The sequence below is a fragment of the Saccharopolyspora sp. ID03-671 genome, assembly GCF_045278815.1.
GTDB lineage: Bacteria > Actinomycetota > Actinomycetes > Mycobacteriales > Pseudonocardiaceae > Saccharopolyspora > Saccharopolyspora ipomoeae.
In genome coordinates this window covers 655,772-681,540 of the sequence record NZ_CP134054.1, presented here as the reverse complement: position 1 = coordinate 681,540, position 25,769 = coordinate 655,772, and the positions used below count along the sequence as shown (strand labels likewise).

Annotated in this window: 29 protein-coding genes; 23 read left to right on the top strand and 6 right to left on the bottom strand. The window is 70.9% G+C overall.

All coding sequences use genetic code 11. From position 1 onward, the window contains the following. The first annotated feature begins 44 nt into the window (after nucleotides 1-44). The 3 genes from REH65_RS03325 to REH65_RS03315 all read left to right on the top strand — a co-directional run bounded on the left by REH65_RS03325 (nucleotide 45) and on the right by REH65_RS03315 (nucleotide 2,035). Nucleotides 45-1,034: a TerC/Alx family metal homeostasis membrane protein gene (locus REH65_RS03325; RefSeq protein ID WP_406691219.1), complete on the top strand. Its 990-nt coding sequence runs from the start codon at nucleotides 45-47 to the stop codon at nucleotides 1,032-1,034. Nucleotides 1,035-1,190: 156 nt separating this feature from the next. Next, nucleotides 1,191-1,547 (top strand): ArsR/SmtB family transcription factor, encoded by a 357-nt coding sequence (locus tag REH65_RS03320; RefSeq protein ID WP_406691218.1) that lies wholly within the window; start codon nucleotides 1,191-1,193, stop codon nucleotides 1,545-1,547. 2 nt (nucleotides 1,548-1,549) lie between these two features. Next, on the top strand, nucleotides 1,550-2,035 hold the full coding sequence (locus REH65_RS03315) for an SRPBCC domain-containing protein (protein WP_406691217.1): 486 nt from the start codon (nucleotides 1,550-1,552) through the stop codon (nucleotides 2,033-2,035). Between the two features lie 449 nt (nucleotides 2,036-2,484). Here the strand turns inward: REH65_RS03315 and REH65_RS03310 are convergent, their stop codons facing one another. The 3 genes from REH65_RS03310 to REH65_RS03300 form a co-directional block, all read right to left on the bottom strand. Further along, nucleotides 2,485-2,997, bottom strand: a complete 513-nt coding sequence (locus tag REH65_RS03310; protein ID WP_406691216.1) for a hypothetical protein — start codon at nucleotides 2,995-2,997, stop codon at nucleotides 2,485-2,487. 87 nt (nucleotides 2,998-3,084) lie between these two features. Then, nucleotides 3,085-3,714, bottom strand: a complete 630-nt coding sequence (locus REH65_RS03305) for an MBL fold metallo-hydrolase (RefSeq protein ID WP_406691215.1) — start codon at nucleotides 3,712-3,714, stop codon at nucleotides 3,085-3,087. Further along, a complete protein-coding gene (locus tag REH65_RS03300; RefSeq protein ID WP_281454627.1) occupies nucleotides 3,711-4,796 on the bottom strand; it encodes an S-(hydroxymethyl)mycothiol dehydrogenase in 1,086 nt (361 codons plus the stop codon). The genes REH65_RS03305 and REH65_RS03300 overlap by 4 nt, the downstream gene beginning before the upstream one ends. Nucleotides 4,797-4,943: 147 nt before the next feature. Between REH65_RS03300 and REH65_RS03295 the strand changes: the two genes are divergently transcribed. Then, nucleotides 4,944-6,191, top strand: a complete 1,248-nt coding sequence (locus REH65_RS03295; RefSeq protein ID WP_406691214.1) for a LuxR C-terminal-related transcriptional regulator — start codon at nucleotides 4,944-4,946, stop codon at nucleotides 6,189-6,191. A gap of 113 nt (nucleotides 6,192-6,304) precedes the next feature. Here REH65_RS03295 and REH65_RS03290 read toward each other — a convergent pair whose 3' ends face one another. Next, nucleotides 6,305-7,060, bottom strand: a complete 756-nt coding sequence (locus REH65_RS03290; protein WP_406691213.1) for an IclR family transcriptional regulator — start codon at nucleotides 7,058-7,060, stop codon at nucleotides 6,305-6,307. Nucleotides 7,061-7,204: 144 nt separating this feature from the next. Here REH65_RS03290 and REH65_RS03285 point away from each other — a divergent pair, with 144 nt between their 5' ends. The 9 genes from REH65_RS03285 (at nucleotide 7,205) to REH65_RS03245 (ending at nucleotide 14,670) form a co-directional block, all read left to right on the top strand. Next, a complete protein-coding gene (locus REH65_RS03285) occupies nucleotides 7,205-7,915 on the top strand; it encodes a CoA transferase subunit A (RefSeq protein WP_406691212.1) in 711 nt (236 codons plus the stop codon). A gap of 9 nt (nucleotides 7,916-7,924) precedes the next feature. After that, entirely contained in the window at nucleotides 7,925-8,575 is a 651-nt protein-coding gene (locus REH65_RS03280; RefSeq protein ID WP_406691211.1) for a 3-oxoacid CoA-transferase subunit B, read from the top strand. A 49-nt stretch (nucleotides 8,576-8,624) separates the two neighbouring features. Beyond that, nucleotides 8,625-9,533, top strand: coding sequence for a LysR family transcriptional regulator (locus tag REH65_RS03275; protein WP_406691210.1), 909 nt, complete (start codon nucleotides 8,625-8,627; stop codon nucleotides 9,531-9,533). A 73-nt stretch (nucleotides 9,534-9,606) separates the two neighbouring features. Beyond that, on the top strand, nucleotides 9,607-10,560 hold the full coding sequence (locus tag REH65_RS03270) for a fumarylacetoacetate hydrolase family protein (protein WP_406691209.1): 954 nt from the start codon (nucleotides 9,607-9,609) through the stop codon (nucleotides 10,558-10,560). Beyond that, nucleotides 10,557-11,039 (top strand): MBL fold metallo-hydrolase, encoded by a 483-nt coding sequence (locus REH65_RS03265; RefSeq protein WP_406691208.1) that lies wholly within the window; start codon nucleotides 10,557-10,559, stop codon nucleotides 11,037-11,039. The genes REH65_RS03270 and REH65_RS03265 overlap by 4 nt, the downstream gene beginning before the upstream one ends. After that, a complete protein-coding gene (locus REH65_RS03260; RefSeq protein ID WP_406691207.1) occupies nucleotides 11,036-11,464 on the top strand; it encodes a hypothetical protein in 429 nt (142 codons plus the stop codon). Before REH65_RS03265 ends, REH65_RS03260 begins: the two co-directional genes overlap by 4 nt. A gap of 26 nt (nucleotides 11,465-11,490) precedes the next feature. Beyond that, nucleotides 11,491-12,528, top strand: coding sequence for a VOC family protein (locus REH65_RS03255; protein ID WP_406691206.1), 1,038 nt, complete (start codon nucleotides 11,491-11,493; stop codon nucleotides 12,526-12,528). Further along, complete coding sequence (locus REH65_RS03250) at nucleotides 12,443-13,630, top strand: FAD-dependent monooxygenase (RefSeq protein ID WP_406691205.1); 1,188 nt, start codon at nucleotides 12,443-12,445, stop codon at nucleotides 13,628-13,630. Before REH65_RS03255 ends, REH65_RS03250 begins: the two co-directional genes overlap by 86 nt. 23 nt (nucleotides 13,631-13,653) lie before the next feature. Then, nucleotides 13,654-14,670: an amidohydrolase family protein gene (locus REH65_RS03245; protein ID WP_406691204.1), complete on the top strand. Its 1,017-nt coding sequence runs from the start codon at nucleotides 13,654-13,656 to the stop codon at nucleotides 14,668-14,670. Here the strand turns inward: REH65_RS03245 and REH65_RS03240 are convergent. Then, the gene (locus REH65_RS03240; protein WP_406691202.1) at nucleotides 14,657-14,917 is read right to left on the bottom strand and encodes a DUF3040 domain-containing protein; all 261 of its coding nucleotides are present in this window, start codon (nucleotides 14,915-14,917) and stop codon (nucleotides 14,657-14,659) included. The genes REH65_RS03245 and REH65_RS03240 overlap by 14 nt on opposite strands. A gap of 137 nt (nucleotides 14,918-15,054) precedes the next feature. Here REH65_RS03240 and REH65_RS03235 point away from each other — a divergent pair, with 137 nt between their 5' ends. Further along, a complete protein-coding gene (locus tag REH65_RS03235; RefSeq protein ID WP_406691201.1) occupies nucleotides 15,055-15,336 on the top strand; it encodes a 4a-hydroxytetrahydrobiopterin dehydratase in 282 nt (93 codons plus the stop codon). A 29-nt stretch (nucleotides 15,337-15,365) separates the two neighbouring features. Here the strand turns inward: REH65_RS03235 and REH65_RS03230 are convergent, their stop codons facing one another. Then, on the bottom strand, nucleotides 15,366-16,439 hold the full coding sequence (locus REH65_RS03230; protein WP_406691200.1) for an NAD(P)-binding domain-containing protein: 1,074 nt from the start codon (nucleotides 16,437-16,439) through the stop codon (nucleotides 15,366-15,368). Nucleotides 16,440-16,584: 145 nt separating this feature from the next. On the opposite strand from REH65_RS03230, the gene REH65_RS03225 reads away from it, so the two are divergent. The 9 genes from REH65_RS03225 to REH65_RS03185 all read left to right on the top strand — a co-directional run bounded on the left by REH65_RS03225 (nucleotide 16,585) and on the right by REH65_RS03185 (nucleotide 25,754). Then, entirely contained in the window at nucleotides 16,585-17,211 is a 627-nt protein-coding gene (locus REH65_RS03225) for a TVP38/TMEM64 family protein (protein ID WP_406691199.1), read from the top strand. A 243-nt stretch (nucleotides 17,212-17,454) separates the two neighbouring features. Further along, a complete protein-coding gene (locus tag REH65_RS03220; protein ID WP_406691198.1) occupies nucleotides 17,455-17,922 on the top strand; it encodes a hemerythrin domain-containing protein in 468 nt (155 codons plus the stop codon). Nucleotides 17,923-18,091: 169 nt separating this feature from the next. Continuing rightward, nucleotides 18,092-19,765 carry a class I adenylate-forming enzyme family protein gene (locus tag REH65_RS03215; protein WP_406691197.1) on the top strand — a complete coding sequence of 558 codons (1,674 nt, stop codon included), beginning with the start codon at nucleotides 18,092-18,094 and terminating at the stop codon, nucleotides 19,763-19,765. Nucleotides 19,766-20,752: 987 nt separating this feature from the next. Continuing rightward, nucleotides 20,753-21,724, top strand: a complete 972-nt coding sequence (locus REH65_RS03210; protein ID WP_406691196.1) for a phytoene/squalene synthase family protein — start codon at nucleotides 20,753-20,755, stop codon at nucleotides 21,722-21,724. A gap of 42 nt (nucleotides 21,725-21,766) precedes the next feature. Continuing rightward, a complete protein-coding gene (locus REH65_RS03205) occupies nucleotides 21,767-22,123 on the top strand; it encodes a lycopene cyclase domain-containing protein (protein WP_406691195.1) in 357 nt (118 codons plus the stop codon). After that, nucleotides 22,120-22,461, top strand: coding sequence for a lycopene cyclase domain-containing protein (locus REH65_RS03200; protein ID WP_281454606.1), 342 nt, complete (start codon nucleotides 22,120-22,122; stop codon nucleotides 22,459-22,461). The genes REH65_RS03205 and REH65_RS03200 overlap by 4 nt, the downstream gene beginning before the upstream one ends. Further along, complete coding sequence (locus tag REH65_RS03195; RefSeq protein WP_406691194.1) at nucleotides 22,458-23,201, top strand: class I SAM-dependent methyltransferase; 744 nt, start codon at nucleotides 22,458-22,460, stop codon at nucleotides 23,199-23,201. The genes REH65_RS03200 and REH65_RS03195 overlap by 4 nt, the downstream gene beginning before the upstream one ends. Next, entirely contained in the window at nucleotides 23,191-24,747 is a 1,557-nt protein-coding gene (locus REH65_RS03190; RefSeq protein WP_406691193.1) for an FAD-dependent oxidoreductase, read from the top strand. The genes REH65_RS03195 and REH65_RS03190 overlap by 11 nt, the downstream gene beginning before the upstream one ends. Further along, complete coding sequence (locus REH65_RS03185; protein ID WP_406691192.1) at nucleotides 24,744-25,754, top strand: DUF5914 domain-containing protein; 1,011 nt, start codon at nucleotides 24,744-24,746, stop codon at nucleotides 25,752-25,754. Before REH65_RS03190 ends, REH65_RS03185 begins: the two co-directional genes overlap by 4 nt. Nucleotides 25,755-25,769 lie beyond the last annotated feature (15 nt).

The following is a 25,769-nucleotide window of genomic DNA, read 5'->3' as shown; positions in this document are numbered from 1 at the left end:
GGTGAAGGAGACCCCGGACCGCCACGTGCTGTTCGGGAGTCGCCATGCTCGTCCTCGCCTCCGCCGATGTCTCGGTGGGCTCGCCCTGGATGTGGGGCATCAGCATCGCCGTGCTGCTCGCGCTGCTGGCACTGGACTTCGCCATCACCCGCAAACCGCACGAGGTGGGGATGCGCGAGGCGCTCGGGTGGTCGGTGTTCTACATCGCGCTGCCGCTGCTGTTCGCGCTGCTGCTGTGGGGTGGGTACGGCGGGGGTCCGGCGCTGGACTTCTTCACCGGCTACGTGGTGGAGAAGTCCCTGTCCGTCGACAACCTGTTCGTGTTCATGCTGCTGCTCGCCGGGTTCTCGGTGCCGAGCGAGCTGCAGCAGCGGGTGCTGCTCTACGGCATCGTCGGGGCGCTGGTGCTGCGCGGGATCTTCATCGCCCTCGGTGCCGCGCTGCTGCAGGCCGGCACCTGGGCTTTCCTGGTGTTCGGCCTGATCCTGTTCGTCACGGCCGTGAAGATCCTGCGCGAAGCGCTCAGCGGTGCCGCGTTCGACCGCGACGTGTCGGAGATGCGCTCGGTGCGGCTGCTGCGGCGGCTGATGCCGGTCACCGACGACTACCGCGGGGCGAAGCTGGTGGTGAGCGAGGCCGGACGTCGCGCGCTGACGCCGCTGGCGGTCGTGGTGGTGGCGGTGTTCGCCACCGACGTGGTGTTCGCGGTCGACTCGGTTCCCGCGGTCTACGGCATCACCGCCGACCCCTACCTGGTGTTCACCACCAACGCCTTCGCCCTGCTGGGCCTGCGCGCCCTGTACTTCGTGCTGCACACGGCGCTGGCCAAGCTCGTGCACCTCAACCACGGGCTGGCGATCATCCTCGGGTTCATCGGCGTGAAGCTCGTCCTGCACTGGGCGCACGGGATCTGGCCGCAGGTCCCGGAGATCCCCACGCCGATCTCGCTGGCGGTCATCGTGCTCGTGCTCGCCGCGGTCACCCTGACCAGCCTGCGCGCCCGCCGCTCCGCACAACCCGACCTCGGGAGCTGACCATGCTCTGGACGGAACTCCTCGCGACCGCGCTCGTCCTGGCCGCACTGGTGATCACCTGCGCGGTGCTGTCCTCGGCCCGCCCGCCGCGCGGGCCGCACGCCGGTCACCGCTGACGACTTGCGATCTACAACCGATCGGTTGTATGTTCTTCGTGTGGACGACACCGAGGCAGAGGACAGGGCTGACGCTCTCTTCCACGCGCTCGCGGACCGCACGAGACGCGACATCCTGCGCCGCGTTCTGGTCGGGGAGCACTCGGTGACCGCGCTGGCCGCGAACTACGACATGAGCTTCGCGGCGGTGCAGAAGCACGTCGCCGTCCTCGAACGCGCGGGCTTGATCACCAAGCGCCGCAGCGGCCGGGAGAACCTCGCCACCGGCGAGGTGGAGGCGGTGCGCTCAGTGGCATCGATGCTGGGCGAACTGGAGGAAGTGTGGCGCGGGCGCGTCGCCCGCATCGACGAGCTCCTCGCCACCGAGGGGCCGACCGGAACAAGCGAGGGAGAATGACCATGCCTGTCACCGACGTTCGACACGATCTCGACGAGCTGACCCTGACCATCACCGCGGAGTTCGCCGCCCCGGTGCAGCGCGTCTGGGACATCTACGCCGACCCGCGTCAGCTGGAGAAGATCTGGGGGCCGCCCACCTACCCGGCGACGTTCGTCGACCACGACCTGACCCCGGGCGGGCGCATCAACTACTACATGACCAGCCCGGAAGGTGAGAAGTTCTGCGGCTGGTGGGTGGTCAAGACCGTCGACGAACCCCGCGAGTTCACCTTCGAGGACGGCTTCGCCGACGAGGACTTCAACCCGCTCCCGGACATGCCGGTCTCCCACAACACCTACACCTTCGAGGAGACGAGCAGCGGCACCCGAGTCACCTACGCCAGCCGCTACGTCTCGGCCGAAGCCCTCCAGAAGGTCCTCGACATGGGAGTCGTCGAAGGCGCTTCCTCCGCCATCAACCAGATCGACGACCTCCTCGCAGCCTGACCCACCCCCGGGGGACGAGAACCGCGGCTTTCAGCCGACGAATGTTGCGGTTTTCGTCCCCGAGGTATCGGGTGCGGACGGCGGTTCCGCGCGGATCGGAGGCGGGGCATCGTTGGATTCGGTGCGGTGGGCCGGGTTCCGTGCATGCTCGTGATGCTGGACGGCTGGGCGTGGCGTGCCGCGCGACGGCGAGGGGGAAGGGCAGCGCCCGGTTCGCTGCCCGGTCGATGGGGAAGCGAGGGTGGCGTGGTGGAGCTGATCGGGGAGAGCGTGCGGCTTCGGGAGTTTCGAGCTTAGCTCTGACCGTCGTGGAGTGGTGGGCAGGGGACAGTTTTAGTGAAAACTGTCCGGGCAAAACGGACATTGATCATGGGTGATTCGAGGAAAAACTGTCCGCTGCCGAGCTCCGTGGCCGTCGGGACGCGGGGAAGCCGATGTCGGGACGAGGGTCAGTGGCTGAGGATTTTGACTCCGACGACCAGGATTCCGAGGGTGAGGAGGACGAGGACGACGAGGATGCGCTTCCACCACGGGAGCTTGGTGCGCCGGGCGGCCAGGAGGGCGAAGAGGCCGAGGGTGCCGATCGAGAGGCCGACCGCGGTCCACAGGGCGATGTGCAGGGACATGACGCCGAGGGCGGCGAGCAGGACGAGCAGCAGCGGGGCGATCGCTGCTTCGAGGATCTGACCGGAGGCGCGCAGCCCGTGCAGGAGTTCCGCGCCGCGCGGGCCCCTGCCGTGTGCGGTGAGGTGCGCGAGGTAGTCGGCGAACAGGCTCGCGGCCCAGAGACTGCCGTTGGCCACCGCGACGTCGAGGAACGCCGACCAGGCCGACGGGCTTTCGTCGAGGTGGCGCAGCAGGACGAGAAGCGTGCTCAGGCAGGCGATGCCGCCGTAGATGCGTTCGCGCAGCAGACCCGCGATCTGCTCCGGCGCGAGGGTCGATCGTCGTGCAGCGGTCATCGCGTCCTCCCCGGGTTCGCGGAGGACGTTAGCGCGCAGGGGAGGCACGGCGCGCAGCGCGGGTTTCGCGCTGCGCGCCGGTGCGGTTCAGTAGCCGCGGGCCTTCCAGTCGTCGAGGTTGGGGGCCTCGGTGCCGATCGTGGTGCCGTCGCCGTGCCCGGTGTGGACCTGGGTGTCGCCGGGCAGGGTGAACAGGCGGTCGCCGATCGAGGTGATGATCGTCGGGAAGTCCGAGAAGGACCGCCCCGTCGCGCCCGGTCCGCCGGAGAACAGGGTGTCGCCGGTGAACAGCGCCTTCGCCTCGGGCAGGTGCAGGCACACCGAGCCGGGCGAGTGGCCCGGGGTGTGCAGGACCTCCAGGGAGGTGCCCGCGACCGGGATCAGGTCGCCGTCGGCCAGCTCCCGGAACCGCTCGCCCGAGTGGGTCATGTCCCACAGCTGCTGGTCGCCCGGGTGCAGCAGCACCGGCGCGTCCAGCTCCGCGGCCAGCTGCGGCGCGACCGTGACGTGGTCGTTGTGGCCGTGGGTGCACAGGATCGCGGTGACGTTGCGGTCGCCGACGGCCTCGATGATCGGCTCCTTGTCGTGGGCCGCGTCGATGACCACCACGTCATCGTCGTCGCCGACGAGCCAGACGTTGTTGTCGACCTCCCACTCGCCGCCGTCGAGGGCGAACACGCCCGAGGTGATGACTCTTTCGACGATCAGGTTGCTCACAGGACCACCACCGAACGCAGCACCTCACCGGCGTGCATGGTGTGGAACGCTTCCTCGACCTCGTCGAGTTTGATGCGCTCGGTCACGAACTTCTCCAGCGGCAACCGGCCCTGCTGGTGCAGGTCGACCAGCATCGGGAAGTCGCGCTCCGGCAGGCAGTCGCCGTACCAGGAGGACTTCAGGGAACCGCCGCGGCCGAAGACGTCCAGCAGCGGCACCTCCAGGGTCATCTCCGGCGTGGGCACGCCGACGAGCACGACGGTGCCGGCGAGGTCGCGGGCGTAGAAGGCTTCCTTCCACGTCTCCGGGCGGCCGACCGCGTCGATGACGACGTCGGCGCCGAAACCGCCGGTCAGCGCGCGGATCTCCTCGACGCTGTCGCTCTCGGAGGCGTTGACGGTGTGGGTGGCGCCCAGGTCGCGGGCCCAGTCCAGCTTCCGCGGGTCCCGGTCCACGGCGATGATCTTCGAGGCACCGGCCAGGCGGGCGCCCATGACGGCCGCGTCGCCGACGCCGCCGCAGCCGATGACCGCGACCGTGTCGCCGCGGCTCACGCCGCCGGTGTTGACCGCCGCGCCGAGACCGGCCATGACACCGCAGCCGAGCAGGCCGACGACGGCCGGGTCGGCGGTCGGGTCGACCTTGGTGCACTGACCGGCGTGGACCAGGGTCTTGTCGGCGAACGCGCCGATGCCCAGGGCCGGGGACAGCTCGGTGCCGTCGGTCAGGGTCATCTTCTGCTCGGCGTTGAACGTGTCGAAGCAGTACTGCGGGCGACCGCGCTTGCACGCCCGGCAGTTGCCGCAGACGGCGCGCCAGTTGAGGACCACGTAGTCGCCCGGCTGCACCGTCTCGACGCCCTCGCCGACGCTCTCCACCGTTCCGGCGGCCTCGTGGCCGAGCAGGAACGGGTACTCGTCGTTGATCCCGCCCTCGCGGTAGGTCAGGTCGGTGTGGCAGACCCCGCAGGCGGCCACGGACACGACGACCTCACCCGGGCCGGGGTCGGGGACGACGATGTCGACGAGCTCGACGGGAGCGCCCTTGGCGCGGGCGATCACGCCGCGGACCTGTTGTGGCATGCGTCCTCTTCTTTCTTCGCAGGTGAACGGGTGCGCGCGCGGTGCACGACCTGGAAAACCGTACGTCCGTGACGACGTGCGGCCACCTGATCGGAAGGACGGACAAACCCCGACCTCCGTCGAGTCAAGGCCGGTAGGATCCGCGTCGTGTTCGACGTCGAAGAGGCCCTGACCTCGCTGCGCACCGTGATCGACGGGCCGCTGCACGAGATCGCGCCCCGGTTCTCCCGGGCGCTGGCCGACGGCTGGCCGCACACCGCGCTGGTCATCTTCACCCGCGAGTGCACCGGTCGTCCCCGCAAGGTCGCCGGCTCGTCCGGCGTGGTCGACAAGATCACCATCGAGGAGCTCGACCGGATCAAGGCCGACATCGACCTCGGCGGCCGGTCCAGCATCACCGCCACCCTGGGTGGCAGCGAGCGGCGGGTGTGGGCGCTGCGGGACCGGATCGGCACGCTGCTGGTCCTGGTGCCGCGCGGCTCAGGTCGGCAGTTGCCGCACCCGGAGCTGCTGGCCGGGCTGTTCGGCGTCGTGGCGACCTCGATCCGCCAGCAGGTCGCCCAGGCCAGCCCCGACTACCTCGCCGAGTCGCGCGCGGCGTCGAGCGAACGCGCCCGCACCATCGCCGAACTCGTGGCCACGCACGAGACGGCGCTGGTCACGATCCTCTCGGCGCTGCGATCCAGCGGCCTGGACGACCACCGCGCCCGCATCGCCGCCACCGAGGCCGCGGCTTCGGCGCTGGTGGCGACCCGCTCGGTGCCGCAGTCGGACGCCGCGCTGTCGGAGGAAGGTGCGCAGTCGGCCTTCGGCGAGCTGCGCAAGGAGATCCGGCAGACGCTGCGGCACCACGGGGCGGAGGTCGAGTTCGTCGCCCCCGCCAAGGAATCCCGCGCGCTCCCTGGCGAAATCGCTTACGCGGCGAGGGCGATGACGCGCACCGTCGTGCTGGCCTTCACCGCGCAGCCGGAGCTGACCCGCCTGCGCATCGCCTGGTACTGCGCGGAGGACTCGCTGCGCGTGGACGTCCGCGACGACCACTCGGGTGCGCTGGACGTCACCGCGCTGCGACGTCAGCTCGACGGTCGCGCCCGGACGCTCGGCGGCAGCATCGAGCTGGAGGCCACCCCGGGCTGGGGCAGCCGCGCCGTCATCGACCTGCCGCTGGAAACCGTCCCCGATCACGCGGGGGAAACCCGCCTGGCCAGCCTCAACCGCCGCGAACTCGACGTGCTCACCCTGGTCGCTCGCGGCAAGCGCAACAAGACCATCGCCGCCGAACTAGGCGTTACCGAGAGCACCATCAAGTTCCACATGGGCGGAGTACTCAAGAAGCTCGAAGTCACCACCCGAGGGGAAGCAGCAGCCCTCGCCATAGCCGCGGGCATCAGCTGACCCCCGGCCCGCCCCCTTCACCCGTTCGAAAACCGCTGCATTCGCGCGACGAAAACCGGGGTTTTCGACACGACGAATGTTGCGGTTTTCGACGTGAGGGGTTGCGTGGCCGGTCAGCGGGTGTTGAGGGCTCGGGTGAGGGTGTGGGCTTCGTGGAGGAGCAGCGCGCCGAGGTCTGGTTGGCGGCTGGGTTTGAAGCGGGATTCGATGCCGGTGAGGGTGAGGGCCCAGGCGGGTTTGCCCTGGGTGTCGAAGACCGCGGCGGCCATGCCCCAGCTGCCTTCGACGACCAGGCCCGGGTTGAGGGCGTAGCCGTGGCGGCGGGTGCGGGCGATGCGCTCGCGGATCGACTCGGGGGAGTGCTCCGGCCCCCAGCGGGTGGTGAGGTCGGTGCGGTGCAGGTAGGCGTCGATCGTCGCGTCGTCCTGGAAGGCGAGCAGGACCAGGCCCGCTGAGACCACGCCCAGGGGGAAGCGGGCGCCCTCGTAGAGGACGAACGAGCGGATCGGGAAGTCGCCGTCCTCGCGGACCAGGCAGACCGTCTCCTCGCCGCGCAGGGCGGAGAAGAACGCGCTCTCGCCGGTTTTGGTGGCCAGCCGGTGGACGCTGTCGCGGGCCTGGTGGGTGACGTCGTAGCGGGACCCGGCGGTCTGGCCGAGCAGGTAGAGCTCCGGGCCGAGGAACCAGCTGCCCGTCTGCTGGTCGCGGTCGACGAAGCCCTCGTCGGCCAGCGAGCTCAGCAGGCGGTGCGCGGTCGGGCGGGGGATCCCGGTGTCGCGGGCGAGATCGGTCGTGGCCGCGCCGGTGTTCCTGGCCGACAGCGCCCGCAGCAGGGCGCCGATCTTGCCGACGAGGTGGTTGTCCGTCACGACCCGAGAATAGCGTTCACTGAGTGGACGCGGAATGCTGCCGCTGCTCGGTGGGTGAGCGGATCACACCCGAATGTTGCGGTGAACAGCACGATCCCCCTTTACTCCCAGGCGTCCGGTAGTTGGACGGGGAGAGGTGACGAGTTGTCGAAGCTGCGGAGTGACGCGCAGGAGGCGCTGGCGGGCGTGCTCACCGACGGCATGACCCTGGCGGTCGGCGGGTTCGGGTTGAGCGGCGTGCCCAACGACCTCATCGAGGTCGTGCGCGACAGCGGCGTCACCGGGCTGACGGTGGTGTCGAACAACATGGGCGTCGACGGCAAGGGCCTCGGCCTGCTGCTGGAGAACAAGCAGGTCGCCAAGGCGATCTCGTCCTACGTCGGGGAGAACAAGCTATTCGCCCAGCAGTACCTCGACAAGACGCTGGAGGTCGAGTTCGCGCCGCAGGGCACGCTGTCGGAGCGGATGCGGGCCGGAGGTGCGGGCATCGCCGCCTTCTACACCCGCGCCGGGGTCGGCACCCCGGTCGCCGAGGGCAAGCCGCACGCCGAGTTCGACGGGCGCACCTACGTGCAGGAACGCGCCATCGTCGCCGACGTAGCGCTCGTCCACGCCCACACCGCCGACCCGGCGGGCAACCTCGTGTACCGGGCCAGCTCACGCAACTTCAACCCGGTGGTGGCCACCTGCGGGCGGGTGGCGGTCGTGGAGGTCGAGCACCTCAGCGACGAGCACCTCGACCCCGAGCAGGTCGTGACCCCCGGCATCTACGTGAACCGGCTGGTGCGGGCCCGGCCTCGGGTCAAGGACATCGAGAAGCGCACGGTGCGCCCCCGCGCGGCCGCGACGAACTAGGAGCAGCACATGACCTGGACCCGGGACGAGATGGCGGCGCTGGCCGCCGCCGAACTCCGCGACGGCGACTACGTCAACCTCGGCATCGGCATCCCCACCCTCGTCGCCAACCACGTCCCCGACGGCGTGGAGGTGACGCTGCAGAGCGAGAACGGCATCCTCGGCGTCGGCCCGTTCCCGTTCGAGGGCGAGGAGGACGCCGACCTCATCAACGCCGGCAAGCAGACCGTCACGGTCAACCCCGGGGCGAGCTACTTCGACTCGGCGGCCTCGTTCGCGATGATGCGCGGCGGGCACATCGACATCGCCGTGCTCGGCGCGCTGCAGGTCGGCGCCAACGGCGACCTGGCGAACTGGACGATCCCCGGCGCGCTGGTCAAGGGCATGGGCGGCGCGATGGACCTGGTCGTCGGCGCACGCCGGATCGTCGTGCTCACCGACCACGTCGCCAAGGACGGCAGCCCGAAGCTCGTCGAGCGCTGCGCGCTGCCGCTGACCGGCGCGGGCGTGGTCAACCGCGTCATCACCGACCTCGCCGTCCTCGACGTCACCCCCGACGGGTTCGCCCTGGTCGACCTCGCCCCCGGAGTCACCGAGGACGAGGTGGTGGCCAAGACCGGCTCCCCGGTCGGCCGGGTCGCCGCGCCGACCCCGGGCTGAGCGAACTCGTAGGATCGCGGGGTCGCAACGGCGCTGGAAGGGGGCCCGGGTGAACCTCGCTCAGGTGGATCTGAACCTGCTGGTCGTGCTGGACGCGCTGCTGCGCGAGCAGAACGTCACCCGGGCCGCCGAGCGGCTGCACATGTCGCAGCCGGCGACCAGCACGGCCCTGGCGCGGTTGCGCAAGATCCTCGGCGACCCGCTGCTGGTCCGGCAGGGCCGCTACCTGCGGTTGACGCCGCGCGGCGAGGCGCTGATCGAGCCGGTGCGGGAGGTGCTGGCCACCATCGAGCAGCACATCGTCGCGCCGCCCGACTTCGACCCGGGCCGCGACGAGCGGACGTTCAACCTCGTGGCCAGCGACTACGTGGGCGTGGTGATCATGCGGCCGCTGCTGGCGCGGGTGAACGGCCTGGTGCCCAACGTCCGCCTGGAGCTCGGGTCGCTGTCGGCCGACGCGGCCCGCATGGTCGAGCGCGACGAGATCGACCTGGTCATCCTGCCCGAGGTGCTCGGCGAGGAGATGCTCTCCGACTCGTGCTCCAGCGCGCCCGTGGTCCGCGACCGCTACGTCGGGGCGGCGTGGTCGCAGCACCCGCTGGCCGGGGGAGGAGTGCTGCCGCTGCGGGCCCTGGAGCAGCACCCCTACCTGGCGTTCGCGCCGCCCAACGGTTGCAGCCTCATGGACGAGGACATCGAGCGGGCCGGGGTGACGCCGCGGCCGGAGGCGACCTCGGTCAACTTCATCACCATGCCGTTCCTCATGGCAGGCACCGACATGGTCACCATCATCCCGGAGAGCCTCGGCGAGAAGCTCGCGCCCGCCGCCGACATCGTGCTGCTGGAACCGGATTTCGAGCTGCGCCCGGTGCGGGAGTCCGCCTACTGGCACAGCCGCCGCGACGCCGACCCCGGCCACCGCTGGTTGCGCGACCAACTGCTGTCCGTCGTGCCATAGCTGGTATCCACACCGCGCATTTCCGCGCTCACCCCCACGCGCCTTAGCGTCGAACGCGTCGAAGGAGGACGCGATGACGCGACGGGTCGACGGCTACGCGCTGGGGACTTTCTCGGACGGGAACGGTGAATTCGCCGGACTCGTCTCGGGCGACCGGGTGATGCCGCTGGAGGCGGCGACGGTCCGGGATCTGCTGGACGAGTGGGAGTCGGTGCGCGACCGGCTCCCGGAACGGGCGGCGACGCTCGCCGACGGCGGCGGCAGGCCGCTGGCCGAGCTGGCGGTGCGGGCGCCGGTGATGCCGCGCCAGATCATCCAGGCGGGCGCGAACTACCGCAGCCACGTCGCCGAGATCGTGCTGTCGGGCCGCGAACCCGACGACACCCGCAGCGACGAGGAGCTGCGCCGCGAGGCGGAGACGATGATGGACGAGAAGACTCGCACGGGCAGCCCGTTCTTCTTCTCCGGTCTCCCGGCGGCGATCTGCGGTCCCGACGACGACGTGCTGCTGCCCCCCGAGTCCGCCAAGGTCGACTGGGAGGTCGAGCTGACCGCGGTCATCGGCAAGACCGCGCACCGGGTCCCGCGCGAACGCGTGATGGAGCACGTCGCCGGGTTCACCGTGTGCAACGACATCAGCGCCCGGGACCTGCAGTTCCCGCCGGAGCACCGGCCGCTGGGCGGCGACTGGATCCGGGCTAAGAACCGGCCGACGTTCCTGCCGACGGGCCCGTTCATCACCCCGGTCGAGGTGCTGGGCGACTACCGGGAGCGGGCGATCACCCTCGACCTCAACGGCGAGCGCAAGCAGTCCGACGTCCCGGCGAACCTGCTGTTCGACGTGGAGGCGATCATCGCCGCCGCGTCGACGGCCACCACCCTCTACCCGGGGGACCTGGTGCTGACAGGCAGCCCGGCGGGCAACGGCGGCAAGTGGCAGCGCTGGCTCGGACCCGGTGATGTCGTGGAGGCCGGGATCTCGGGAATCGGCGTGCAGCGCAACACCTGCGTGCAGGAGCCCCGATGAGCGGGCCGCAGCCGGGACGCGCCGAGGAGGTCTCCGACGGGGTCCACGCGTTCGTCCAGCCCGACGGCAGCTGGATGATCAACAACAGCGGGTTCGTGGTCGGCCGCTCGGGCGTGGTGTGCATCGACGCCTGCGCGACCGAACGCCGCACCCGCGACCTGCTGGCGGCCATCGGCGAGGTGACCACCGCCCCGGTGCGGACGCTGGTCAACACCCACCACCACCCGGATCACACTGCGGGCAACGGGTTCTTCCCCAACGCCACCATCGTCGCCCACGAGCAGGCGCGGCCCGAGATGCGCGCCCTGGGGCTGCCCTCCAACGACGGCGTCTGGTCCGAAGTGGACTACGGGGACCTGGAGCTGCAGCTGCCGTTCCTCACCTTCACCGACCGGATCTCGGTGTGGGCCGACGACCTGCGCTGCGAGCTCATCCACCCCGGACGCACGGCGCACACCAGCAACGACGTGGTCGTGTGATCCCGGAGCGCGAGGTGCTCTTCGGCGGTGACCTCGTGTTCCACGGCGGCACCCCGTTCCTGCTGTCCGGGTCGGTGCGCGGTTCCGTCGAGGTGCTGGAGAACTTCCTGAAACCCCTGGGCGCCACCACCATCGTGCCCGGCCACGGCCCGGTGTGCGGGCCGGAGGTGATCGACGAGGTGCTGGACTACCTGCGCTTCGTCCTCGACGTCGCCGAACGCGGCCGCGAAGCCGGGCTGAGCCCGCTGGAGCTGGCGCGCGAGACCGATCTCGGCCGCTTCGCCGAGTGGACCGACGGTGAGCGCATCGTCGGCAACCTGCACAGCACCTACGCCGAGGAGTCCGGGCGACCGCTCGACCCCGGCGCCGCGCTGCGCGACATGGTCGCCTACAACGGCGGCCGCCCCTTGACCTGCTGGGCCTGAACCCCCTTCTCCCCCGAGGAGTTCCCATGTCGGAGATCTTGTTGTCGCAGCTCGCCCACGTCGAGCTGATCAGCCCGAAGCCCGCCGAGACCGTGGAGTGGATGAAGGAGGTCTTCGGCCTGGAGGAGACCTCCCGCGAGGGCCAGTCGGTCTACCTGCGCGGCTGGGCGGAGTGGCTGCACTCCAGCCTCATCATCACCGAGGGCCGCGAGCCCGGCGTGGGCCGGATCGGCTGGCGCACCTACGGACCCGAGGACCCGGAGATCGTCGCCAAGCGGCTCGCCGACACCGAGGAGGCCGTGGGCTGGGTCGACGACTGGGAGGGCCACGGCGCCACCTACCAGTACCGCGCGCCGCACGGCCGGCACCTGCACGAGGTGTTCTGGGACGTCGAGCGCTACCAGGCGCCGCCGGAGAAGCAGGACCCGGTGATCAAGAACCGGCCGCAGCGGTACTCCGGCAAGGGCATCGGCGCCCGCTACCTCGACCACGTGACGATGCCGACGCAGAACATGGTCGGCGACATCGACTTCTACAAGCGGCTCGGCGCCCGCCACACCGCGCAGACCGAGGTCGAACCGGGATTCGAGGTGTTCTCCACCTTGACCTGCAACGGGATCCGCTCCACCCACGACCTCGCGCTGGTGCCCGACTTCAGCGGCATGACCGGGCGCGCCCACCACATCGCCTTCCGCGTCGACCAGCGCCAGGACGTGGAGCGTGCCGCGGAGGTGTTCCTGGCCAACGACACGCCGATCGAGTTCGGGCCGGGCGTGCACGGCATCGACGAGATCACCTACCTCTACGTCCGCGAGCCCGGCGGCTTCCGGATGGAGATCAACTCCGGAGGCTGGATCAACACCATGCCGGACTGGGAAACCACCACCTACCAGGCCGCCGGCGGCAACCCGGGGCAGAGCATCTGGCGCAACGTCGAGGCCCCGGAGGGCTTCCACGAGGCGTGGCCGCTGCCGGCCGGTGCGGCCGCCGCGAAGAACGACGAGGCCATCGCGGGCGAGAACGTGCGCGACTTCTTCGGCGACCAGGTGGGCGGATCGCGGTGAGCGTGCGGTCGTCGGCGGCGGCATCGGCGGGCTGTCGGCGACCCTCGCGCTGCGCCAGGCAGGCGTCGAGGTCGACCTGGTGGAGAAGGACGCCGAGTGGTCGGTCCACGGCGTCGGGATCATCCAGCCGGGCAACGCGCTGCGCGCGCTGGACCGGCTGGGCGTGGCCGAGGAGTGCGTGGCTCAGGGGCATCCGATGACGGGGATGCGCAGCTGGACCGCTGACGGCGAGACCTTGCTGCGGGCGGACGAATTCCCGCCCGCGGTGGAGGGCTTGCCGCCGAACAACGGCATCACCCGCCGACGCCTGCACGACATCCTGGTCGCCGCCGCCCGGAAGTCCGGTGCCCGCATCCGCACCGGCGTCACCACGTCCGCGGTCGAACCCGGCACCGGCGATGTCGGGTTCAGCGACGGGACGACCGGCGCCTACGACCTGGTGGTGGGCGCGGACGGCCTGTACTCGCCACTGCGCGCGCGGCTGTTCGGGGTCCGGGCGAAGTTCACCGGGCAGGTCGCCTGGCGCTACAACCTGCCGCGGATCCCCGACCTCGACCGGTTGTGGGTGTACCGGGGTTCTCGGGGCACGGCTGGGTTCGTCCCGCTGGCACCGGATCTGATGTACATGCTCACCATCGAGAAGGTCCCCGAGGGCGCCCCGGTCCGGCTGCCCCGGGAGGGGCTCGCGGCCGAATACCGCCGCAGGCTCGCCGAGTACGGGGGAGCGGTCGCCGAGCACCGGGACCTGGTGCGCGACGACGCCGAGGTCGTCTACCGCCCGGTCGACAACGTCCTGCTGCCCGCTCCGTGGCATCGCGGGAAGGTGCTGCTCATCGGCGACGCCGCCCACGGCACGTCCCCGCACTGCGGCCAGGGAGGCGCCCAGGCCATCGAGGACGGCGTGGTGCTCGCCGAGGAGATCGCCGGAGGCGCCCCGGTCGAGCAGGTCCTCGACGCGTTCATGCGCCGCCGCTTCGAGCGCTGCAGGACCGTCGTCGAAGGCTCCGAACGCATCGGCCGCTGGGAGCAGGACCACACCCTCGACATCGACCCCGACGCGGTGGCCCACGCCGTCACCACGGCGGCCATGGCCCCGCTATGACCCCGCTCAACGAGGAGGAACCGATGCCCCACACCGTTCCGGCGGTCGACGTCCACGCCCACGTGGGGACGCCCGCCGTCGACGCGCTGATCGCCGACGAGCCGGGGCTGGCCCGGCAGCGGGAGATCGACGGCGCGTCGCTGGGGCCGGAGTCGGCGGCCCACAACGTCGAGCAGATCCGGTCGCTCGCGGTGAAGCTGACCGATGTGGACGCCCGGCTCGCGGCGATGGACCGCGCCGGGGTCGACGTCCAGGCGGTCAGCCCGGTGCCGCTGCCGCACAGCTGGGCGTCGCGAGACCTCGCCGAGCGCATCGCGGCGCTGGCCAACGACGCGGTCGCCGCGCTCGTCGCGAGCCGGCCGGACAGGTTCGTCGGCATCGGCGCGGTCTCGCTGCAGCACACCGATCTGGCCGTGGAGCAGCTGCGCGACGCGGTAAGGGGGCTGGGTATGCGGGGCGTGCAGATCTCCACCGCCGCCGCGCCCGGCGTCGAGCTCGACGACCCGTCGCTGGCGGAGTTCTGGGCCGCTGCCGAGGAGCTGGACGCCGCGATCCTCATCCACCCGTGGGGCTGCACCCTGGGCGAACGGCTCAACGCCTACTACCTGTTCAACACCGTCGGCAACCCGGTGGAAACGGCCCTGGCCCTGTCCCGCATCGCCTTCTCCGGCCTGCTGGAGCGCCACCCGCGCCTGAAGATCTGGTCCGCCCACGGCGGCGGCTACCTCGGCAGCTACCTGACCCGCGCCGACCACGCCTGGACGATGCGCGCCGACGCCCGCACCACCCAGGCCCCGCCCAGCGAACTCCTCCGCCGCACCTACGTCGACTCCCTGGTCTACACATCCGACCAGCTCCGCCACCTGATCACCACGATGGGCCCCACCCAGATCACCCTCGGCAGCGACTACCCGTTCGACATGGGGGTCGACGATCCCGTCGACCGCCTCCGCGCAGCAGACCTCGACCCCGCCGCGGTGGACGCGATCCGGGGCGGCAACGCGGTCCGCCTGCTGGGCGCGCTCCCTACGAGCTCCTGAAGCTCCAGTTCTGGGTCAGCAGCAGGGCTCCCGCGAGCAGGGCGGTGGTGAAGAACGCCGCGCCCTCGCCGAGCGCGAGGCACAGCAGGGACAGGGCCGCGACGGCGAGCGCGAACGCCCGGCGGCGGGTCAGCCACGCGCGGAAGTGGATGCGGGTGTTGGTCATCCTGTCGGCGAGAGCCGGGTCGTCGCTGGACAGCTGGCGTTCCATCTCACCGAGGATGCGGAGTTCGTGTCGTCGCAGCATGGTGGCCTCCCGCGGTCGACTGGCCAGGCCACCATCGCGCCCGGTGAGCCGGGGCCGGTAGGGGAGATAGACCCTGATCCGAGGACCCGGAACGTAGACTCGGTGCGGCCCTCGTCCCCGTGCCGGAAGGAGTGGAGATGCTCAGCGACGACGAGGTGGCTCGCGCGCTGGAGAACCTGCCCGGGTGGGACGGTGACGGGCGAGCGATCAGCCGGACCTGGACGCTGAAGGGCTTCAACGGAGCGATGCAGCTGGCCAACGTCGTGGCCTTCGTCGCCAACCGCGCCAACCACCACCCGGACATCAGCATCCACGACTACAAGCAGGTCACCGTCACCTCCACCACCCACGACGAGAACGCCACCACCGAACACGACCTCGCCCTGGCGCGCCGCCTCAACGAGGTCCTCGACGCCTAGGCGCCGAGGACCTCCGAGTCGGCCTGGTCTCAGGTGACGACCGGTTCTCGCAGGTAGCGGGCCAGTGCGGTGGCGGCGTCGCGGCCCGCGCGGTTGGCCCCGACCGTGGATTGGGAGGGGCCGAAGCCGACGAGGTGGACGCGGGGGTCGGCGACGACCTGCGTGCCGCGCACCTGGATGCCGCCGAGCTCGTTGTGCAGCCCGAGCGGGTCCAGGTGGGTGAGCGCGGGCCGGAAGCCCGTCGCCCAGAGGATCGCGTCGACCGGGGTGAAGGTGCCGTCCGCTTCGCGGAGCCCCCTCGGTTCGATCCTGGTGAACATGGGGCGGCGCTGCAGCGCTCCCCGGCGGTGAGCGGCCAGGGCGTAGGAGGACCAGCCGAGACCGGTGTAGGAGACGATGCTGCCGCTGGGGCGGCCGGCCTCCACGTCGGCGGCGACCTCGGCGACCACTTCGCGCCCGGCTTCGCTGTCGAACTCGCCGTCGCGGAAGTCGGGTTCGCGGCGGGTGTACCAGAACGTGGTGGCGACCCGGGAGATCTCCTCCAGCTGCTGGACCGCGGAGATCCCGCCGCCGACGATCGCCACGCGCTGACCGGCGAAGTGCTCGGCGGAGACGTAGTCGCGGGTGTGGAGCTGCGTCCCGGTGAAGGTCTCCTGGCCCGGGTAGTGGGGGAGGACCGGGTTGGTCCACGTGCCGGTGGCGTTGATGATCGCGCGGGTCCGCCACGGGCCGCCGTCGGTCTCGACGATCAGATCGGGATCGTCGTCGCGGACGGCGCTGACTCTCACCGGACGCAGGATCGGCAGGTCCGCGGCGTCCTCGAAGGCGCGGAAGTAGCGCGGCACCGCGTCCCGGCTGGGCTCGTCCGGGTCGATCGGGGGTTTCGCGAAGCCGGGCAGGTCGAAGATCCCGTTCACCGTCGCCATCCGCAGCGACTCCCAGCGCTGCCGCCACGCCCCACCGGGCGCGGGCGAGTCGTCGAGCACGACGAAGCTCCGCTCGGCCCGCTCCAGGGCGCTCGCGAAGCCTTTCCGCCGCAGGTGGTAGGCCGCCGACAGTCCGGACTGCCCACCGCCGATGACCACGACCGTCGCGAACCGCATCGCTGGACCCTCCTCGCACCGAGCACGCCGTTCAACAACCGGCGAGGACGCCTGCTTCCGCCGCGGGCCGGGAAGTGTCGCAGGCCACCGGGGTAACCTCCTCGCCGTGCTCGCCCCGAGCGCACGAGTTCCGAAGGGAAGTTCGATGACACCCCGGTTGTGGCTCTTGGTGGCGCTGCTCGTCGTCGCCTCGGGCGTCGGGTTGTGGCTGGTGCCGGGGTCGTCGTTGTTGCAGGTGGAGCAGTGGCGGTCGGCGCCGTGGCTGTTCCTGCTGTTCTTCGCCGTCGCCGCGCTCGCGTTCGTGCCCCGACCCGCCCTGGCCGCGGTCGCCGGGATGCTGTTCACCCCGCCGATCGCGCTGCTCGTCGTGATGGCCGGGACCGTGAGCGGGGCGGGACTCGCCTTCGGCGTCGCCCGCCTGCTCGGCCGCGAGGCCATCGCACCACGACTGCGCAGCGGACGCCTCGAAGCCCTGGACTCCCTGTTCGCGCGCCGCGGCTTCACCGCGACGATCCTCTGCCGCCTGCTCCCGGTCGTGCCCTACGGCGTCGTCAACTACGGCGCCGGCGTCACCCGAGTCCGCGCCCTCCCGTTCCTCGCGGGCACGGCGGTGGGCACCCTCCCGGCCAACCTCACCTACATCACCGCGGGTAACGCCCTCACCTCCGGGACCTGGACCCCGCTCCTCTGGCTCGCGCTCGCCGCGGTGGCACTCGCAGCCGCGACCTGGGGCACCCGGCGGCTCGTGGGTTCTGGAGGGCGACAGTTTTAGTGAGAACTGTCCGGGCGAAACGGACATTGATCATGGGTGATTCGAGGAAAAACTGTCCCCTGGTGCGTTGAGCGCAACACGTGAGCCGAAGTCGGCGGCGTGAGGGATGCGGTGATACTGGGCGGGGCGGGCGGTGGTGTTAGGTTCTGCTGCAGCGTCGCGTGCCGGTGGCAGTCCGTGCCAGGCATGGAGGCGTGGGATTCGAAGGACACGACATGATGATGTCCACGCCTTCGCCCTCCCGTGACTGAGGGCGAGAAGTCCAGGCTGGTCGCCTGGAACCAGGAGATGCGCCGGGTGCACGCGCGTTTGCGCGAAGCGCTGGCGGTCGTGCGCGAGGAGCTCGACTCCGGTGCGGCCGAGAAGGCCGGACGCGATCTGCTGCTGTTCTGCCGGGGGTTCTGCACCGCGCTGACCGGGCACCACGAAGGCGAGGACCGGCAGCTGTTCCCGGCGATCGCCGCCGACCACCCGGAGCTGCGCGAGACTCTTCGCGCGCTGGAGCAGGACCACTCGATGATCGGCCACCTGCTGAGCGACATGCGGGCCGCGATGAACCGGGACGCCTCCCCGGCGGAGCTCGAACGCCACCTGGAGGGCATCGGCGCGATCATGGAGAGCCACTTCCGGTTCGAGGAGCGAAAACTCATGTCCGTGCTGGAAGAACTCGCCCTCGACGCCGACCCCGACGAAGTCCTGGGCAACCTGTGAGCGCGGGAGTCACCGCGCGATGCCCTCGGCCATGCGGTCCCCGACCGGCGCGACGGGGCGTCGGCCGAGGTGCTGGAGCGCGAGTCGTCTTGTGCTCGGTCGGTCGATCTGGCTGTATGGCCTGGCCGAGGCCTACGTCCGGGGGAACCCGATCCGCTGAGGAGGCGCTGTGAGCGTGTACGACGACAAGCCGTGGTTGGCCCGCTACGCCGCAGGTCAGCCCGCTGAGATCGCGGTGGAGCACGACAACGCGGTGGACATGTTCGCCGCCTCGGTGGCGCGCGATCCGAACGGCGAGATCATCCGGTACTTCGACGGGCGGATCACGTTGCGCGAGCTCGATGAGCTCAGCGACGCGTTCGCGGCGGGTCTGGTGGACGCGGGGTTCGCGGCGGGGGAGCGGGTGGCGATCTACGCGCAGAACGTGCCGCAGTTCATGATCGCCCAGTTGGGCACATGGAAGGCCGGTGGGATCGCGGTGTCGGTGAATCCGATGAACCGCGAGCGGGAGTTGGAGGTGATCCTGCGGGATTCCGGGGCGAGTGTGCTGGTGTGCCTGGAGGGCCTCTATCTCGATGTCGCGAGCAATGTCGTGGGCGGCACCGATGTCCGCACCGTCGTCACCACTTCGGAGCTGGAGTATCAGACCCGCGGTGATCAGCGGGTTTTCGGCGGTGTTGAGCGGGTGTCGTGCGCGGGAACGGTCGACATGGCCGAGATGATCGAGCGGCACCGGGGCAGCGTCCCGCCGGACGTGTCGATCGGACCCGATGACGTCGCGCTCCTGACCTACACCTCGGGGACGACGGGTCCGCCTAAGGGCGCGATGGCCACGCACCGCAACGTGGTGTTCAACGCCCAGACCTACCGGGTCTGGATCGGGATCGGTTCCGATGACGTGATCCTGGGCGTGGCGCCGTTGTTCCACATCACCGGCCTGATCGGGCACGTGGCGTTGTCGCTGCTGGTCGGGGCGCCGCTGGTGCTGATGTACCGGTTGGACCCGGGCGTCACCCTGGAGACGGTCCGCGAGGAGAGGGCGACGTTCACGGTCGGGTCGATCACGGTGTTCATCGCGTTGATGAACGCGCCCGGTGCGGATGAGGAGGCCTTGGCCAGTCTCACGAAGGTGTACTCGGGTGGGGCGCCGATCCCGCCGAGCACGGTGAAGGCGTTCCAGGAGGTCTTCGGGCATTACATCCACAACATCTACGGGCTGACGGAGACGACTTCTCCGTCGCACGGGGTGCCGTTCGGCGCGGACGCCCCGGTGGATCCGGCCTCGGGTGCGTTGTCGGTGGGGGTGCCGGTTTACAACACGGTGGTGCGCATCGTCGGTGAGGATGGTGAGGAGCTGCCGCCGGGCGAGGTCGGTGAGCTGGTGATCTCCGGTCCGCAGGTGGTGCCCGGGTACTGGAACAAGCCCGAGGAGACGGCGAAGGCGATGGGCGGTGGCCGGTTCCGCACCGGCGACGTCGGCTACATGGACGAGGCCGGGTGGTTCTACATCGTCGACCGCAAGAAGGACCAGATCAACGCCGGTGGGTACAAGATCTGGCCGCGTGAGGTCGAGGACGTGCTCTACGAGCACGATTCGGTCCGCGAAGCCGCGGTGGTCGGGGTGGCTGATGAGTACCGGGGTGAGACGGTCAAGGCGTTCGTGAGCCTGCGGCCCGGCGCCAGTGCGGACGCCGAGGAGCTGATCGCGTTCTGCAAGCAGCGCATGGCCGCCTACAAGTACCCGCGCCAGGTCGAAATCCTCGACGAACTGCCCAAGACCGTGACCGGCAAACTCCTCCGCCGAGAACTCCGGGCGCGCGAGTCGCCTCACGGCGGATCGTGAAGCGATCGGCAGCGGCTTGGGTTCCGTCCTGGAAAGGAGATCATCCTCTGCGGTCACGACCGCCTTCGCGCTGGTTCGTGATCTGACCGAGCCCACGAACCGCGGTGGTCTCCGGTGATCTCAGGTCGTCTCGTTCATTCACCTTCTGCTGAGAGATCGGAGTGGCGCCGAAGCTCATCGACAGCGGGCTCGTCGCCTCGTGGCTCGTCTGCGGCGGGCTGAGCGACTTCCGCCTGCAGGCCTCCTTCGGCCGGATCCGACGAGTGCACCCGCGCAGGCTGGTCCTGGTGCGTCATGACATCAACCTTTCCCCTGGCACCGGTCCTGGTGGCGGGCCGGGCGCGGTGCCGACGCTCCGCCTCGACGCGGTGCGAGGCCGGTGCCCATGTCCTTCCCCGCCTTCAGGGGGCCTAAACGTCGTTCCGGAGGCTGATCGTCAGCAGCAGTGCCGATCCCGAGTGGCCGCGAGACGTCACCGGAGTCCGCGATGCGGCCCCCGGGCTCGGTGACGGGGAGGTGTGGGAGTTCAAGAACGGTTCCGGTGGCGATACGTGATCCACTGCCACAACCAGCCGCCGATTTCGGTCCGGTGCCGAGGAGTTCGATAAGGGGCGAGGTCGTCGTCCGGCTCTGGCCCGCCCCGGGCGGCCTGTGACGCCGAGTCCCACCACCTCGCCGAGCACTCACCGGACCGCTACGGCGCGCGCCTCGCGCGGTGGCGTCGGGGTCGGTCCCGACCTACGGTGAGGGGCATGCGGAATCCCGGCTCGGCGCGGTCTCAGGGGGGATCGACGACACCCAGCGCTCCGCCGATGCGCGCCATGCCGGCGACGTAGCCGTCGCACGCGTCGTCCTCCAGCGGCACCACGCCGTAGCGCGGGTGGCATCGAAGCTGGGCGCAGGACGTGTCCGCGGACCGCGTTGCGGTAGTGGGCAGCCGCGCTCGGAGGGGCGCGGCCCGATGCCGAGCTGTGGGGAAGTGAACCCGTGAGCGATTCGGAGCTCGACGCCGCTGGGATCTCCGACCCGCGACTCCGGCAGGCCTACCAGCGGTGCCGCACCCTGAACGCGCAGCACGGGCGGACCTACTTCCTGGCCACCCGGCTGCTCCCCCGGGAGCGGCGTCCGGCGGTGCACGCCCTGTACGGGTTCGCGCGCTGGGCCGACGACATCGTCGACGAACCCGCACCGCCCGATGGCCACCGCACTCGCGGCCACGCGCTGGAGGAGCTGCGCCGCGACCTGCTGGCCGGTCTCGACCAGGGTTGCAGCAACGACGAACTGCTCGCCGCGGTGGTGCACACCGCCGTGCGCTACGGGCTGCCCCGGGCGCTGTTCGAGGACTTCCTGACCTCGATGCGCATGGACCTCTCGGTATCCGATTACCCGGACCGAGCGGCCCTCAACCGGTACGTGCGCGGCTCGGCGGAAGCCATCGGGCTGCAGCTGCTCCCGGTGCTGGGTACCGTGAGCCCGCCCGAACACGCCGCACCGCACGCCGCGGCCCTGGGAAAGGCGTTCCAGCTGACCAACTTCCTGCGGGACGTCGCCGAGGACCTGGACCGCGACCGGGTCTACCTGCCGGCCGACGAACTGGCCGCGCACGGGGTGGACCGAGAGCTGCTCATCTGGTGCAGGCAGCGCAGGTGCACCGATCCGCGAGTTCGCCGCGCTCTGGCCGAGCAGCACGCCGCCACCAGGGAGGTTTACCGCTTCGCCCGGAGGGGAATCGCGCTGCTGGAACCGGTTTCACGTCCGTGCGTGGAGACGGCGTGCACCCTCTACGCCCAGATCCTGGACCGCATCGAGGAGGAGGACTTCGCCGTCTTCCGGATCCGCGCGACGGTCGGCCGGTGGCGCCGGGTCCGCGTCGCGACGTCGGGGTTGGTCCGCTCGACCCTGGCCCGCCGGGCCGGACGCGCACCGGGCACCCGCCAGGAGCGAAGGGAGATCGCGTGACCGGATCGGACGCCGCGGAGCACCGGGGAGCAGGAGGCGGCCATGACAGCTGATCAGATGCGCTACCTGCTCGTCCTCGCCCTGTGCCTGGCCATCACGGCACCGCTGGAATTCCTCGGCGGCAGGGTCTACCGCAGACCGCTGCGCACGATCAAGGCCGTGCTGCCGGTCGCCGCGGTGTTCCTGGTCTGGGACGCGGTGGCCCTCGCGAGCGGCGTGTGGTCGTTGAACCCGCGTCACGTCTCCGGGGTGGGAGCGCTCGGCCTCCCGATCGAGGAAGTGCTGTTCTTCGTCGTGGTTCCGCTGTGCGCGCTGCTGACCTTCGGGTGCGTCGAGGCGCTGCTGGGCGTCTCCCGGCGAGCAGGGCGCCCGCGGTCCGGGAAGGAGCGTGCTCCGTGATCGGCATCGGCTACACCCTGCCCGCATTGCTGTCGGTGCTCGTCGTGCTGGTGTGGGAGTCGGCGTGGCTGCGCACGGGGTTGTTCGCCAAACCGGGCTACTGGTTGACGATGGCCATCGTGCTGGGCTTCCAGATCCCGGTCGACGGCATGCTCACCAGGCTCGACCAGCCCGTCGTCGTCTACGCCGAGGAGCACCTCACCGGCGTGCGGTTCCCGTGGGACATCCCCGTCGAGGACTTCCTGTTCGGGTTCTCGCTGGTGACCTCCGTGCTGCTGCTCTGGGAGCGCTCGCGCCGCGCGGAGGCGGCTGCGCCCGGGGAAGGAGAGGCGCGGTGAAGCAGGACGAGTTCCGCCCGGACGTGACCGCGGCCTTCGACGCCGCGGCCGGTGCCTACGACCGGCTCGTCGCGGCCAACCCCGGTTACCACCGGCACCTCCGATGTTCGGCGCGCCGGATGGCCTTGCCCGGCGCGGGTTCCGGGCTGCGCCTGCTCGACGCCGGTTGTGGGACGGGAGCTTCGACCGCAGCGCTGTTGGCGACGTACCCGCGCGCGGAGATCGTCGCGGTGGACGGGTCCGCCGCGATGCTGGCGGGCGCGCGGCGCAAGAGCTGGCCGGGATCGGTTCGGTTCGTGCAGGCGCCGATCGAGTCACCGGGGAGCGCCGTGGAACCCGGCCGGTTCGACGCGATCTTCGCCGCCTACTTGATCCGCAACCTGGCCGATCCGGACGGGCAGCTGCGGGCGTTCCGAGCCCTGCTCCGGCCGGGCGGGACCTTGTGCGTCCACGAGTACTCCGTCGGCGACTCACCGCTGGCGCGCGCCACCTGGAACGCGGTGTGCTGCGGCGTGATCATTCCCGTCGGGCTCGCCGCGACCGGTGACGCCGCGCTGTTCCGCTACCTGCGGCGCAGCGTCGTCGAGTTCGACGGGGTGAGCCGGTTCCGCCGCAGGCTCGGCGACGAGGGCCTGACCGCCGTGCGCACCGCGACGATGACGGGCTGGCAGCGCAACGTGGTGCACACCTTCCTCGCCCGGCGACCGGCGGAATCGGATCGAGGTCGCGATGGACGCTGAGATCGGTTCCGACCGCAGGATCGTCCGGCACCGGGCGCACCGCCCGCGCGCGCAGCAACCCTCGGCCGCGTCCGGCGGCCGCCGGGTGATCGTCGTCGGCGGCGGCATCGCGGGGCTGAGCGCGGCGACCGGGCTCGCCGAGCGCGGGGTGGAGGTCCAGCTCATCGAGCGCGAACCGCACCTCGGTGGCCGGGTCGGCGGCTGGACCGAACAGCACGGTGGCGAGGAGATCGCCATGAGCCGCGGCTTCCACGCGTTCTTCCGGCAGTACTACAACCTGCGCCGGCTGCTCCAGCGCGCCGACCCGGGGCTGGAGAAGTTGACGGCCCTGGACGACTACCCGCTGCTCGACTCGTCCGGGCGGCTGGACAGCTTTCGGGGCTTGCCCCGCCACCCTCCGTGGAACGCGGTCGCTTTCGCGCTGCGCAGCCCCACCTTCCGCGCGCGGGATCTGCTTCGCCTCGATCCGCGCGCCGCCGCGCCGCTGGGCGACGTCAGGGTGCCCGGGATCTACCACTCGCTGGACCACGTCGACGCCGAGAGCTTCCTGCGGTCGATCAACTTCCCACCGGCCGCCCGACACCTGGCGTTCGAGGTCTTCTCGCGCAGCTTCTTCGCACCCCCGTCGCAGATGTCGGCCGCGGAACTGGCCGCGATGTTCCACATCTACTTCCTGGGCTCCAGCGAGGGAATCCTCTTCGACGTCCCCGACGCCGGGTTCGACCGGAGCCTGTGGACACCGCTGCAGAAGTACTTGACCGCCCGCGGCACCGACTTCCGCATGGGCACCGCCGTCCAGCGGATCGATCGGGTCGGCGGTGACCGGGCGTTCCGGGTGCACGACGACGCGGGCCGCACCGAGGAGGCCGACGGCGTGGTCCTGGCCGCGGACGTGCCCGGTCTCCGCGCCGTCATCGACGCGTCCCCCGAGTTGCACGCACCGCGCTGGACCGAGTCGGTGCGGAGCTTGCGCGCGGCGCCGCCGTTCTTCGTCCAGCGCCTCTGGCTCGACCGGCCCGTGGCGCCCCACCGTCCCGCGTTCCTGGGCACGGCCGGTCGGGCGCCGCTGGACAACATCAGCGTGCTCGATCGCTACGACCGCGACGCGCAGGACTGGACGGTCCGCCACGGCGGTTCGATCGTCGAACTGCACGCCTACGCGCTACCTGAGGATCACCGCACCGACCGGCTCCGCCAAGAGCTGCTGAGCCGCTTGCACGAGATCTACCCGGAGACCGCGCAGGCCGGACTCATCGCCGAGCGGTTCCTCGTGCGCGAGGACTGCCCGCTGTTCGGTCTGGGGGACTTCGCCTGTCGGCCGGGCGTGGACACCCCGCATCCAGGTCTGGTGCTGGCCGGGGACGGAATCCGGATCGACCTGCCGGTGGCGCTGATGGAACGTGCGGCCACCACCGGTTGGCAGGCCGCCAACCGCTTGCTCGGCGGATGGGGCCTGCCCGGACACGACCTGTTCTCGGTGCCGACCGCCGGCCGGTCGGCCGCGCTGCGCTGGCTCAGCGCTAGAGCGAAGGAGGGCACGCGATGAGCGTGTGGGACGCACTCGATCGGCGCTGGCCCCGGCGTTGGCCCCTGCAACCGGTCGCGGACAGCAGCTGGGTCGCGCAGGAACCCACCTACCGGGACGCCGAGCCGGCGATCATCGACGCGGCGCTCAAGCGGGCCGAAGCGCGACCGTCCGGGAACTGGTACGTCTTCGCCGCCAGCGGCGAGATCGGGTCCGGCCGTCCCCGCGGGTTCCGGGTCGACGGGACCGAACTGGTCGCCTGGCGCGACTCCTGGGGAGGGCTGCACGCAGGGCCGGGGAGCTGTCCGCATCTCGGCGCTCCGCTGAGCGAGGCCGCGGTGGATTGCGACGCCCTGGTGTGCAGGTGGCACGGTCTCCGCGTGGGCCCGGGCGCCGGACGGGGGTGGAAACCGCTGCCGTGCCACGACGACGGCGTTCTCGCGTGGGTCCGGCTGGACGGCGTCGGAGGGGAGGAGCCGTTGGACCGGCCCGTCCTCGCCGAGCGACCACCCCGGGCTTCCGGAATCGCGGCCGTGGCCTCGATGGTCGGGGTGTGCGAACCGTCCGACATCGTCGCCAACCGGCTGGATCCCTGGCACGGTTCCTGGTTCCACCCCTATTCGTTCACGCGGCTGAAGGTCCTCAGCGCGCCTCCGCCCGTCCTCGACGACCAGTCCCAGGACCGGTTCCTGGTGGAGGTGACCTTCCGCGTGGCGGGCCGGTTCGGCGTGCCGGTGCGCGCGGAGTTCTCCTGCCCGGAGCCCAGGACCGTGGTGATGCGCATCGTCGAGGGTGAGGGGGAGGGAAGCGTGGTGGAAACGCACGCGACACCGCTCGGCCGGGCTGCGGACGGCCGTTTCAGGTCGGCGGTCGTCGAGGCTGTCGTGGCTGATTCGTCCCGCCCCGGCTTCGCGGTTGCCCGGCGGGTTGCGCCCGCGCTGCGCCCGCTCATCAGGCGCACGGCGGCCCGGTTGTGGCGCGACGACCTGGCCTACGCGGAAAGGCGTTGCGCGCTGCGGAATCGCTGAACCACAAACCCCTGG